The organism is Mesorhizobium mediterraneum, from assembly GCF_002284565.1.
Lineage (GTDB): Bacteria > Pseudomonadota > Alphaproteobacteria > Rhizobiales > Rhizobiaceae > Mesorhizobium > Mesorhizobium mediterraneum.
The window spans coordinates 244660-256995 of record NZ_NPKI01000046.1; the positions used below are offsets into that span (position 1 = coordinate 244660).

Annotated in this window: 11 protein-coding genes; 8 read left to right on the plus strand and 3 right to left on the minus strand. The window is 62.7% G+C overall.

Annotated elements, in window-relative coordinates; genetic code table 11:
- Window positions 1-30: 30 nt before the first annotated feature.
- Genes CIT25_RS31775 through CIT25_RS31805 form a run of 7 tightly spaced genes read left to right on the plus strand, consistent with a single transcriptional unit; the run spans window position 31 to window position 7779 of the window.
- Window positions 31-1011: an ABC transporter permease gene (locus tag CIT25_RS31775; RefSeq protein WP_095489044.1), complete on the plus strand. Its 981-nt coding sequence runs from the start codon at window positions 31-33 to the stop codon at window positions 1009-1011.
- On the plus strand, window positions 1011-1937 hold the full coding sequence (locus tag CIT25_RS31780; RefSeq protein WP_095489045.1) for an ABC transporter permease: 927 nt from the start codon (window positions 1011-1013) through the stop codon (window positions 1935-1937). Before CIT25_RS31775 ends, CIT25_RS31780 begins: the two co-directional genes overlap by 1 nt.
- Window positions 1934-3757, plus strand: coding sequence for an ABC transporter ATP-binding protein (locus tag CIT25_RS31785; protein ID WP_245330084.1), 1824 nt, complete (start codon window positions 1934-1936; stop codon window positions 3755-3757). The genes CIT25_RS31780 and CIT25_RS31785 overlap by 4 nt, the downstream gene beginning before the upstream one ends.
- Window positions 3754-4566, plus strand: coding sequence for a DeoR/GlpR family DNA-binding transcription regulator (locus tag CIT25_RS31790; RefSeq protein WP_245330085.1), 813 nt, complete (start codon window positions 3754-3756; stop codon window positions 4564-4566). The genes CIT25_RS31785 and CIT25_RS31790 overlap by 4 nt, the downstream gene beginning before the upstream one ends.
- Complete coding sequence (locus CIT25_RS31795) at window positions 4559-5839, plus strand: Zn-dependent hydrolase (RefSeq protein ID WP_095489047.1); 1281 nt, start codon at window positions 4559-4561, stop codon at window positions 5837-5839. The genes CIT25_RS31790 and CIT25_RS31795 overlap by 8 nt, the downstream gene beginning before the upstream one ends.
- An 11-nt stretch (window positions 5840-5850) precedes the next feature.
- Window positions 5851-6816 carry an aminoglycoside phosphotransferase family protein gene (locus CIT25_RS31800; RefSeq protein WP_095489048.1) on the plus strand — a complete coding sequence of 322 codons (966 nt, stop codon included), beginning with the start codon at window positions 5851-5853 and terminating at the stop codon, window positions 6814-6816.
- A gap of 21 nt (window positions 6817-6837) precedes the next feature.
- Window positions 6838-7779 carry a choline/ethanolamine kinase family protein gene (locus CIT25_RS31805; RefSeq protein WP_167391106.1) on the plus strand — a complete coding sequence of 314 codons (942 nt, stop codon included), beginning with the start codon at window positions 6838-6840 and terminating at the stop codon, window positions 7777-7779.
- Window positions 7780-7834: 55 nt separating this feature from the next.
- Here the strand turns inward: CIT25_RS31805 and CIT25_RS31810 are convergent, their stop codons facing one another.
- Genes CIT25_RS31810 through CIT25_RS31820 form a run of 3 tightly spaced genes read right to left on the minus strand, consistent with a single transcriptional unit; the run spans window position 7835 to window position 11403 of the window.
- Window positions 7835-8659 (minus strand): alpha/beta hydrolase, encoded by an 825-nt coding sequence (locus CIT25_RS31810; RefSeq protein WP_095489049.1) that lies wholly within the window; start codon window positions 8657-8659, stop codon window positions 7835-7837.
- A gap of 11 nt (window positions 8660-8670) precedes the next feature.
- On the minus strand, window positions 8671-10158 hold the full coding sequence (locus CIT25_RS31815) for an NAD-dependent succinate-semialdehyde dehydrogenase (RefSeq protein WP_095489050.1): 1488 nt from the start codon (window positions 10156-10158) through the stop codon (window positions 8671-8673).
- A gap of 18 nt (window positions 10159-10176) precedes the next feature.
- Window positions 10177-11403: an iron-containing alcohol dehydrogenase gene (locus CIT25_RS31820; protein ID WP_095489051.1), complete on the minus strand. Its 1227-nt coding sequence runs from the start codon at window positions 11401-11403 to the stop codon at window positions 10177-10179.
- 146 nt (window positions 11404-11549) lie between these two features.
- On the opposite strand from CIT25_RS31820, the gene CIT25_RS31825 reads away from it, so the two are divergent.
- The gene (locus CIT25_RS31825) at window positions 11550-12251 is read left to right on the plus strand and encodes a GntR family transcriptional regulator (protein ID WP_095489052.1); all 702 of its coding nucleotides are present in this window, start codon (window positions 11550-11552) and stop codon (window positions 12249-12251) included.
- The last annotated feature ends 85 nt before the right edge of the window (window positions 12252-12336 follow it).

A 12336-nucleotide genomic window follows, 5' to 3' on the forward strand; every position in this document is an offset into this window, starting at 1 on the left:
CCTCGGGCTTCGTCCGCCGCAGGAGATGGAATGTTCATCATTAGCTTTCTTGTCCGCCGCCTGGCCCAGGGTGCGCTGATCATTTTTCTTGTAACGCTGCTGATATTCACCCTGCTTCGCGTCGTTCCGGGCGATCCCGTCCGGTTGATGGCGGGCGGAATGGCGCCCGAGGCGCTGATCGAGCAGATCGCCAAGGAGATGGGGCTTCGCGACCCGGTGCTGGTTCAATTCGGGCGCTATATGAGCGGCGTCGTCAGGGGCGACCTCGGCCAGTCGTTCGTTCGGCCGGCCAGCGGCGCCTCGACCGGCGGGTCTAGTTTCGGGGATGCCACGCGCGGCGAGCGCGCCGACGTGCTCACCCTTATCGGCGAGACCCTGCCGATGACGCTGCAGCTCGCCTTCCTGGCGATCGTGTTCGCGATGCTCTTTTCGTTCCTGGTCGGCATCCCGGCCGGATTGTCTCCTGGACGATGGCCGGACAGGGTCGCTTTTTACGTGTCGTCGATCTTCATATCCCTGCCGGGTTTCTGGCTCGGCATCGTGCTTGCGCTGATCCTGTCCGTGAAGCTCGGCTGGCTGCCGGCGATCGGCTACAAGGGCTTTGCCTACACGATCCTGCCGGCAATCGTGCTGGCTGTCGAACTTTCGCCGGTTCTGATCCGGACGCTGACCGGCTCGATTTCCTCGGCAATGACGATGCCGTTCATTGCAGTCGGCCGCGTGCGCGGGCTCAGCCAGCGTCGGATCATCTTCGCGCACGCGCTGCGCAACGCCTCGGTTCCGCTGCTCAACCTTCTCGGCATCCAGATCAGCGGCCTGCTCGGCGGCGTGCTCGTGATCGAATTCATCTTCGATTATCCCGGATTGGGGCTTCTGACCATCAACGCCGTGCTGCAGCGCGACTTTCCCCTGATTCAGGGCATCGCGATCGTCACCAGCGCCATCTTCGTCCTGATCAACATCGCGGTCGATCTGGTCGCAACGCTGATCGATCCGAGACTGGAATACTGATGAGCGTCGTGCAAACCCAGCTGAGCCTGAAGGTAACCGCGCCGGAAGCGCAGCGCGGCGCTTCGCTGTCCCGGCGGATATGGAAGGCGGCGCTGGCGTCGAACGAATTCCGGGTCGGCCTCGTGATTTTCGCCCTACTGGGTCTCGCGGCGCTGCTCTACCCGGCCTTGAGCGGCATCGACCCCACGAAGATGAACGTCGCCGGCCGTTTGCAGTCGCCACCCTTCCTCGGCGACAAATGGAATTGGGCGGCACCGCTCGGCACCGATCAGATCGGTCGCGACATGCTCGTGCGCAGTCTGGTGGGCTTGCGCTATTCCCTGCTGATCGGCCTGTCCACCGTGGTGGTGATGCTGATCATCGGCTGCTCGCTCGGCACGCTCGCCGGTTACTATGGGGGCAGGATCGACATGGTGATCATGCGGATCACCGACGCGCAGCTCTCCATCCCGATGATCATCCTCGCGATTACCGTTCTGGGGGTATCGCGGCCGACGATTCCGGCGATCATCCTTGTACTCGGCCTTTCGAGCTGGCCGGTCTATGCCCGCGTCACGCGCAGCGTCGTGATGACCGAACGCAAGAGCGAATATGTGCGCGCCGCCCAGGTCAGCGGGGCTTCGGATTTTCGCATCATGGTCTGGCTGCTGTCGCCGCTGGTGCTGCCGCCGATCATCTTCGTGTCGGTGCTCGACGTGGCGCGCATGATGATCTTCGAGTCGATCCTCGGCTTCATCGGCCTCGGCGTGCAGCCTCCGACGCCGACCTTCGGCAACATCATCGCCGACGGCAGGAAATACCTGCTCAATGCATGGTGGATCGCCACTATGCCGGGGGTGTTCCTGTGCCTTACCCTGACCAGCATCAACCTGATGGGCGCTTCGCTCGAGCGGGCCCGCAACCGGATCTACGGAGGCGTGTCGTGAACAGCAGCCCGGTCCTGTCGGTCAAGAATCTCGGCGTGGAAGTGGGCACGGGCGCGGGCGCCCGGCCGGTCGTCTCCGATGTGAGCTTCGATCTCGCCCCGCGCGAAATCGTCGGCATCATCGGAGCCAGCGGTTCGGGCAAGACCGTTCTGGCGCGAGCCCTGGTCAACTGGATCGACCCGCCGCTGCGCATCTCGTCCGGCTCGGTCGAGTACAAGTCGCAGAACATCCTCGACCTGGCCGGCGGACGGATGCGACTGCTGCGCAGAGAGATCGCCTATGTCGGTGCCAATCCCATGGGAGCGCTAGATCCCACTTTGCCGGTCGGCCGCCAGATCGTCGAGAAACTCAGCGCCGTGGTACCCGGCATCGATCCATCGGAGGCCCGCAAGCGGGTCATCGACCTTCTTGGAGCGGTCCGCATTCCCTCGCCACGGTTGCGCTTCGACGAGTATCCCTCGCAATTCAGCGGCGGCATGATGCAGCGCGCGCTGATCGTCGACGCTTTGATCAGCAATCCAGCCTTTCTCGTCGCCGACAACGTCACCCAGCCGCTCGACGTGACAGTCGCGGCGCAGGTCCTGCGTCTGATGCGCGAGTTGACGGAGCGTTTCGACACCGCGGTGGTGTTCGTTTCGTCGTCGCTGCCGACGGTCAAGGAGGCGGCCGATCAGGTCCTGGTGCTGTCCGAAGGCAGGATCGTCGAGCGCAACACCCCGCAGCGGCTCATCGACGCGCCGCAGCATCCCTATACGCTGCAGTTGATCAGCCAAATTCCGAAAATCTGGACGAGCGAGGCGGTCGCCGTTCCGCGTACGACGAGCGCGGCCATGCCAACGATCAGCATACGCGACGCAACCCGCACCTACCGTGTTCGCAAACGGGGAACGTTCGCGGCCCACAGCGAGGTTCGCGCCGTGCGCAATGTCACCTTCGACGTCATGCCGGGCGAGAATTTCGGCGTGGTGGGCGAGTCCGGCTGCGGCAAGTCCACCCTGATGCGGCTTCTCAGCCGCCTGGAGTTTCCAGACAGCGGCAGCGTCATCTGCGATGGCGAGGATCTTTCGAAACTGAGGGGAAAGACGCTGCTGAAGTTCCGGCGCGATTTTCAGCTGGTGCTGCAGGATCCGTTCAACTCGCTGCCGCCGCGCACGTCCATCGGCGCGATCCTGGAGGATCCGCTGCGGGTGCACGGCATGCGCAATGCGAAGGAGATACGCGAACGCGTCCTGGCGGTCATGGCCGAGGTCGAGCTTCCCGCGAACCTCTACGATGAATTGCCGCTTGGTCTCAGCGCCGGCCAACGCCAACGCGTCAATGTCGCCCGCGCCATGGTGCTCGAGCCAAAAGTGCTCATCATGGACGAGACGCTGTCGTCGCTTGACCAGACCGAGCAGTTCCGCCTGCTGGCGCTGTTCGAAAAACTGCAGGCCCAGCACGGCCTGACCTACGTCTTCATCTCGCATGACCTTGCAATGGTCCGCCGCGTTTGCAACCGGGTCGCTGTGATGTATCTCGGCGAGGTGGTGGAGATCGCCCACAATGAGCGTCTTTTCTTCGATCCCGGGCATCCTTACACGAAGGCGCTGTTGAGCGCGGTTCCGACACTGGAGGAGCGCCGCTACAAGCCGGAGGAATGCCTGCTCGAGGGAGAGCCGCCGAGCCCGATCGACCTGCCGCCGGGTTGCAGTTTCGCCAGCCGGTGTCCGCATGCCTTCGACCGGTGCCGTGCCGAGAGCCCGACGCTGACGGCGCGAAATCACGGCGAGTTGGCGGCCTGCTTCCTCGTTGAAACAACGGGAACTCGCGCCGCCGCATGATCGACAAGAAAGACGGGGAGGAACATATCGATGGAAGCGAAATCCGCATGAGCGATCCTGAAGATCGCATGCAATACGCACTTGCCGAACTCGAGAAGCACGGGCGCGTATCGGTGCAGGCACTCGCCGAGCATTTCCATGTCAGCCGGGAAACGGTGCGTCGCGACCTGAAGCAACTGGAACTCGAGGGCCACCTGCGATGCATCTATGGTGGTGGCGTCAAGCCGCGCCCTGACGCCGACGAGCCCATCGCCGACCGGATGCGGCTGAACGCGCGCGAGAAGGCGCGCATCGCCGAACGTGCGGCGACCCTGCTCAGAGACCACATCAAGATATTCGTCGACGCCGGCACGACGACGCTGGCGTTCGCCAAGCATCTGAGGAACTGGCCTGATATCACCGTCTATACCAACTCGCTCGATATCGTCGCACTGCTCGCCGATGCCGGACACCCCAATCTCGTGGCGGTCGGCGGCGACGTCAGGCCGAGCTACCGGGCCTTCATGGGTCCGGATCCAGTCGATCTCGTCACGCGGCACCTGTTCGACATCGCTTTCGTCAGCATTGCAACCGTCGACAGCAGGTTCGGCTTCATGGACCTCGGACAGGACGAGGCGAACATTCGCCGCGCGCTGCGAAAGCACTCCAAACAGTGCGTCATGCTGGCCGACAGCAGCAAGTTCGGCCGGCAGGGCTCCATCTGCACATACGAATTCCGGGACGTCGACATCCTGATCACCGACGCTCCCCTCAAGGCGGACTTCGCCGCGCAAATGGATCAGACGCAGGTAAAGGTGCTCTATGCTTGAAATTCGCAAGGACCCGTCGGCTTTTCCCGGCATCGACGCCGAAGCCCTCCATCGGATGATGGATGAGGTTTCCGCCTTCGGCGGTGGTCCTGACGGCTCGATGACGCGACTGACACTGTCCCGCGAGGATGGACTGGCACGGGACTGGCTGGCTGCATGGTTCGCGCAGGAAGGCCTGCGTCTTGAGATCGACGCGATCGGCAACATGTACGGATTTCTCGACTGGGCCGGCAAGGATGCGCCCTGCATCATGTGCGGCTCGCATCTCGACAGTCAGCCGAATGGTGGCCGCTTTGACGGCGCCTATGGGGTGATCGCCGCCTGCAGCGCGATAGAGGCGATAAGGCGCCGGGTGGCCGAAACCGGCATCACGCCGAAATGCAACTTCGTCATCGTCAATTGGACCAACGAGGAAGGTGCGCGGTTCCAGCCCAGCCTGCTTGGCAGCAGCGTCAATTCCGGCGAGATCGACCTTGATTTCGCGCTGGCGCGCCGGGACGGTTCCGGCGTTTCGGTGGCCGAGGCGCTGTCGGAAATCGGCTATGCGGGCGAGGCCGCTCGCGTGGTGCCGGCCGCCTTGATCGAGATCCACATCGAGGGCTCGGCCCATCTCGAGAAGGCCGGCCTGCGGATAGGGGCATTCACCCGTTTCTGGGGTGCCGTCAAATATCGCCTCGCCTATGTCGGCCGGCAGGCCCACACCGGCCCCACACCGATGGCCGAGCGGCAGGATGCGCTGCTTGCTGCCGCCTATCTGATCGCCGAACTCAGGGACATGGCCGACAAGGCCGGTCCGGATCTGCACACCTCGGCGGCGCGGCTGGAAGTCTATCCCAATTCGCCGAATGTGGTGCCGGGAGAAACGGTGATGTTCATCGAACTGCGGTCGGGAAGCGCCGAGCTTCTGGCGTCGGCCGAAGCGGAACTCAAGGAGAAGATCGAGAGCTGCGCCGCGCGCGCCCACACGTCGTTCGAAGTCCGATCCATAGACCGGAGGCGAGCAGGAGAATTCGACGCCGGGCTGATCGATCTGGCCGAACAGACCGCCAAATCGCTCGGGCAGACGGTCCTTCGGCTCGACACGATCGGTGGGCACGACGCCGTCAGCATGTCGGCGGTGACACCGGCGATCGTTATCGGGGTGCCGAGCGTCGGCGGTGTCATCCACCACCCGACGGAGTTTACCACGCCCGAGGATCGGCTCCTGGGGACGGAACTGCTCGCGGGGATGCTGTGGCGGTTCTGCGTCGACGGCAACATCCTGAAGAACTGAAGGACTAGGCGATGAAGACGATCGGCGAAGCCTCCACCCCCGCGGAAGTTCGTGCCGAGGCGGCGCTCACCGCTATTGCGGACTGGACGGGAAAACAGATCGGTTTTGCGCCCGCCTCTCCGGGTATCGCATCGCCCTCGCATCGCGGCGTCGACAGCGAAGCATGGCTGGTGGCGGTCGACCAGTCGTCTCCGGCCTATTTCCTGAAGATCGTGAACTCCGATCAGAAGGCGTTCGTCGATCTGGAGGCCGTGTTCGAAGCCGCCTCCACCGCGGCCGGACTGGGCTGCACGCCAAGTCCGCGGCATCTTGCGCGAGACGCCGACGCGATCGTCTTCGATCTCTTGCCGCCCGGTTGGAAAACAGCGCGCATGGACGATCTGCGACGGGCGGACGTGATGGAGCAGGTCATCGGGCTCAAAAAGGCGATCCACGGATCGCGGCCATTCGCTTTGTCGTGGACGGTATTCGATAGGATCCGGGTGCTGGACGACGCCCGGAAAGCCGCCGGCGTCGAGCGCCCGGACGATCTTTGGTGGATGCTCGACGGCGTCGGCGAGATCGAGCGCGCAATCACCGCTGCGGGTTACGATGTCCGGCCGAGCCACGCCGACGGCCTCGCCTCCAACATCATGGTAAGCCAGGACGGGGCGGTTCACCTCGTCGATTTCGACGACGCCCGCAATGTCGATCCCCTCTACGAGGTCGGCATTCTACTTAACGAGGCCTTTCCGTTCGAAGAAGAGATGCGGCCGGCGCTTGAGATGTTCGAGGGGTCGTTCCGTCAGGCTTCCCTCAACCGTTGCCGTGCATATGCGGCGGCGGACGATCTGATGTGGGGGCTATGGGGTCTGTTGTTGAACTCGACATCGCCGCGCGGCGACATCGAGTTTCTGAAATACGCGCAGTGGCGCCTGCTGCGCTGCCGGATGGCTCTTCGCCATCCGGACTTCGAACTGAAGTTGAGACGGCTTTGAGCGGCTGCAAGGAGGCCCTACATGATTGAGAAGCGGCCGGGCGAGGCGGTGAGCGAAGCCGAGCGGGAGATCGAGGCCGTCATCTGTGCCGTCGAACCATGGACCGGCCGCGATCTCCGCTACCGGCCGGTGCATGGCGGCATCAGCAATTCCAACTGGCGCGTTCGCATCGCGGGACAGTCAGAGAGCTATTTCGTGAAGGTTCCGGGCCGGGGCACCGAGATGTTCATCGACCGAAAAGCGGCGGCGGAGGCGAGCCGGCGCGCCCACTCGCTCGGTATCGGACCCGCGGTCTACGGCTATCTGGACGAACGCGGCGTCGAGATTGCCGATTTCATGGAGGGGCGGCGCTCCTGTACCAACCGCGATTTCCTCGACCCGGATGTACGCCGCTCGGTGCTGGGTCTCTACCGGCGCTTCAACGATTCGGGCCTGCTGTCGCTGACCAAGACGGTCTTCGACATGATCGACGAGCATGTCGATCAGGTCCGCGAGCTCGGAGGCGCGCTGCCGGCGGATTTTGCCTGGCTGCATCGCCAGTACCTTCTGGCGCGGGCGGCGCTCGAGGCTTCGGGGATCGACCTGGTTCCATGCTTCAACGATCCGATGCCCGGAAACTTCATGATCGCGCCCGACCGGTCGATGATGCTGATCGACTATGAGTATGCCGCAAACAACGACCGCTGTTACGAACTCGGCATCTGGTGCGGGGAAATGTTCTTCTCCGATGCGGTCGAGGCCGAAGTCATCGAGGAATATTTCGGCAGGTTTGACCCTCGGTTGAAGGCCCGGCTGGTCGTGCACAAGGTGCTCGCCGATGTGAAGTGGGGAACCTGGGCGATGGTGCAGAATGTCGTATCGGCGCTCGACTTCGATTTCTACAAATACGGGGCGTGGAAATATATGCGCGCGCGCTCGGTGATGCAGACCCCGCAATGGGTCGAGTATCTCAGGGCGGTCTGACGGGTGTCACGGGGCGGAGCAATTCCGACCACAGCTGGCATGTCTGCAGGGAGGGTTAGCGGCTGTCGTTGGCAATCAGTTTCGTCAGGCAATCGCCCGCCTGGCTCCCAGGCACGCCGAGATCTCTGACACTGTCCATGTGGTTGCGGTTCGTGAGAACAAGCGACGTTACCGGCGAGCCCCGCTGCAGCAGGTTCTGTTTGAAACGATCTGCTTGCTGATGGAAAGGCGGCGTCTCATTGGCCCCGACCAGAACCGTCGCCTTGGTTTGAGGATCATGCCGATAGGCAAGCGGTGTAAACATAGCGACTTCCTCATCGGTAATTCCAATCTCGTTGGCGAGAAAGGAATCTTGGAGGGGTTTCAGATCGTAGAGCCCGCCGAGCAGAAGAGCTGCCCGCACATTCGAGGGGGTATTCTCGCTGTTGAACAGAAACGTTGAAAGATGTGCTCCGGCCGAATGACCGCTGACAGTCAGTTCTGCCGGGTTTCCGCCATGGTCGGCGATATGGGCGAGAACCCACTGCTTGGCGCGGCGCACCTGGTCGACGATCGTAGCCATTCTGACGTTGGGCATCAGAGCATAGTCGACGATGACGGCAATCGCACCCGCCTGGGTAATCGTCGTCGCGACGTATGAGTAGTCGCGCTTGGAGAACATTCTCCAGTAGCCGCCATGGATAAACATGTGCACCGGCAGGCCGCTTCTTTTGCCCGAGGGAAAGAACAGGTCCACGGTTTCGGCCTGATCCGGTCCATAGGCAACGTCCGCAGCCATTGGAACGGTTGCGCGAACGACCTCGCTGCGGTGAACGATGTCCTGCACGATTTTGTCAAAATCCGCGACGTGGTCGCGGATGCGAAACGGATCGCTTTGCACTCTTCCTCCGCTCAGATGCTGATGGCGAGGTATTTCGCCTCCATGAACTCGGCAATGCCGTGATGCTGGCCGCCCTCGCGGCCGAGGCCGCTCTGCTTTACCCCGCCGAAGGGTGCTGCCGGATCGGACATCAAGCCGCGGTTGAGAGCGATCATCCCGGCTTCGATCTTGGATGCCACCCGCATTCCACGCGCAAGATCGCGCGTGTAGATGTAGGCGGCAAGACCGTATTCGGTGTCGTTGGCGCGCACGATGACCTCGGCTTCCGTTTCGAATCTCGAGATCGGCGCTACCGGCCCAAAAATTTCCTCATGCGCCATCTCCGCCTCGGCCGGGACGTCGCAGAGCACGGTCGGCAGATAGTAATATCCCGTTCCCGAGCCTGTCTTGCCCCCGCACAGCACCCGCGCGCCACGGGCGACAGCATCGTTGACCAGACGGCCGATCTTGTCGACGGCCTTCCTGGTGATCATCGGCCCGCACTCCGTGGCCGCGTCCGTGCCAGCGCCGACCTTGAGTGACGACATCCGCCTGGCGAGGCTTTCGCCAAAGGCATCGTAAATGCCAGACTGGACATAGATGCGGTTTGCAGCCGTGCAGGCCTCGCCGGCGTTGCGCATCTTCGCCACCATCGCCCCATCGACCGCCGCGTCAAGGTCCGCGTCATCGAACACAAGGAATGGCGCGTTGCCGCCAAGTTCCATCGAACACGAAACCACGTGCTTTGCGGCCTCGGCCAGCAGAATGCGCCCGATACCCGTTGAGCCGGTAAAGGAGAGTTTCCGCACCCGCGGATCGGCCAGCATAGCGGCCGTCACAGGGCCGGGATTGGAGGTTGTCAGAACGTTCACCACCCCTGGCGGAATGCCTGCTTCCTGGTAGAGCGCGGCAAGCGCGTAGGCCGTGAGCGGGGTCTCGCTGGCTGGCTTCAAAATTACCGTGCACCCGGCAGCCAAGGCGGGCGCGATCTTGCGCGTCGCCATGGCGGCAGGGAAGTTCCAGGGTGTGACAAGGACGCAGATGCCGATGGGCTCGTAGTCGACCACGATCCGGTTCGCGCCGGAAGGCGCAATCCCGAATTCACCGGTGATGCGAACGGCTTCCTCGGCATTCCAGCGAAAGAATTCCGCGGCATAGGCGATCTCGCCACGCGCGTCCCGGAGTGCCTTGCCGTTTTCCAGCGAGATCAGGGTTGCCAGCGTCTCGGAACGCTGCGTCATCAACTCGAAGCAACGTCTGAGGATTTCGGAACGCTTGCGAGGTGCCGTTGTGCGCCAGCCATCGGCGGCCTTGGCCGCAGCCTCCACGGCGGCCGCGGCATCTTCGATCGTCGCGTCGGGAACGGCGGCGATCACGGCTTCCGTGGAAGGGTCCAAGACCTGGATTTCCCGGCCGTCCGCGGATTGCCTCCACTGGCCGCCGATATACAAGCCGTGGGAGAATCTATGGAAGTCGTCAGTGTCCTGACCGTCCTCCAGCACCGGATGAGATATGTTCATGGCCTGCTCCTCGATTGCTCACATGACGTAGGTGGCGAGGTTGCCATCATAGGCAGCCTGGATCAGGCCCCGCATGGCTGCCAGATCGAATGGACGCGGATTGTTCTTGATGAGACGGTCAATGCCGAGCGCCTGTTCGGCCGTCCAATCGAGCTTGTCGGCGGGAAGCCCGAGCTTGGCCAGCGAAGGCGTGATCCCGATCGCTCCAAACAGCCGGCCGATCTCGTCGATCGTCGCGTCGGCCATCTCACCGGCACTCCGATCCCTCCCGTCGAGACCAAGGGCAAGGCCGATCTCGGCCATCTCGGCGGCCGCGGCGGCCCGGTTGTACTTCATGACGTACGGCAACATGGTGGCGACACCCAAACCGTGGGCGGTGTGGGTTATCGCGCCAACCGGATATTGTACGGCGTGCGCCGCCGCTGTGCCGGCCGTTCCGAACGCACAGCCGGCTGCAAGCGCGCCCATCATCACATCGGCCCGGGCGTCCTCGTCAGAGGGCTGGCGGTATGCCTTTTCAAGGCTTCGACCAAGCAGCTTGATTGCCAGCAGCGCGAAATGATCGGTCAAAGCGGTTTTGCCGATAAAGACATGGCTCTGCGGAAGGAAGGGATCGGTGCCGCGCCTGACGGCGGTAAAAGCCTCGATCGCATGTGTCAGCGCGTCTGCGCCCGCGATCGCCGTCAGTCCCGGGGGACATGTCATCGTCAGTTCCGGGTCGCAGATGGCGGCTGCCGCGATCAGATGCGGGCTGGAGATGCCAACCTTCAAGGTGCGATCCGGATCGGAGATCACCGCGACAGGGGTCACTTCCGAGCCGGTGCCGGCTGTTGTTGGAACCGCGATCAATGGCAGCGTCGGGCCAGGCACCTTGAACTCGCCGTAGTAGTCCTGGAGCAGGCCGCCGTGACTGATGAGCAACGCGGCGCATTTGGCCATGTCGAGACAACTGCCGCCTCCGATGCCGATCACCATGTCCGGCGCAAACTTTCGCGCCTCCTCGACGCAGACGGCGACGGTGTCCCGGGGGACGTCGGGCAGCACGCGGTCATGCACGAGCACGTCTATCGATGCGCCTTCGAGCGCCGCCATGATCTCTGCGAAGGCGACAGTCGCGGCAAAGCGCTCGTCCGTGCAGACAAGAGCGCGACGGCCCAGCCTGGCCGCAACGGTTGGAATGACATGGCGCTGGCCCTTCCCGAAGAGGATCTCACGCGGGAGCCTTACGGCAGCGAAAAGGCTCATGTTCTGCGTCCCTCGATGATGTTGGGAGTGGAAAGCGAAAGCTCGTCGAGTTCGATCCAAAAGGTATCATCTATTAAATCGTATATGATATAGGATTGCATTGAGCGAAGCATCGTGTTAGCCAGTGATCCTGTCAAGAGGCAAAGATGCAGGTCACGAACTTAAGCAATGCCCGAGAAGTCGACCCGGCTAGCGGACGCATCCAGCGATCCAACAGTCTGGTGGAGGACGTGTATGAAGCGATCTTCGCGCAACTCATGTCGCTGAAGATCGCGCCTGGCTCGCGGATCACCGTCGACAGTCTGGTCAAGGAACTCGAAGTATCCCACACGCCAATCCGTGAAGCGCTTGGCCGCCTCGAAGGCGAAGGCCTTGTGCTGAAGACACATTTGATCGGCTACCGCGCCGCGCCGCAGATAACCAAGCGCCGATTTGACGAACTCTATGAGCTTCGCCTGTTGCTCGAGCCGCATGGGGCAGCCAAAGCAGCCGCATTGATGGATGAGACGAAACTTGCGGTGCTTCAGGAGTCCGCAGGGGGCATGGCGCGCCGCGACGGCAAGGATGAACGCCTGCGTTACTCCAACTTTGCGCGGCAGGACGCCATTTTCCACGACAGGATCATGGAATTTGCAAACAATGATCTCGTGCGCCAGACTCTCGCGTTCCAGCATACGCACTTCCACATCTTTCGCCTGATGTTCCATTCGCGCGTTACCGAGGAAGCGCTCGACGAGCATGAGGCTATCCTGGCCGCCTTCGCTGCCTCCGATCCTGTTGCGGCGGAACAGGCGATGCGCCGCCATATCGAGCATTCTCGTGATCGTTTGTTGCTGGCGTTCGATTGAGACTGTCACGATGCCAGTCACCGTCCACATCGGGAGCGCCGCCGTCAATCTGGATGCACCGTTGATCACGCAAGCAAACGGCCGG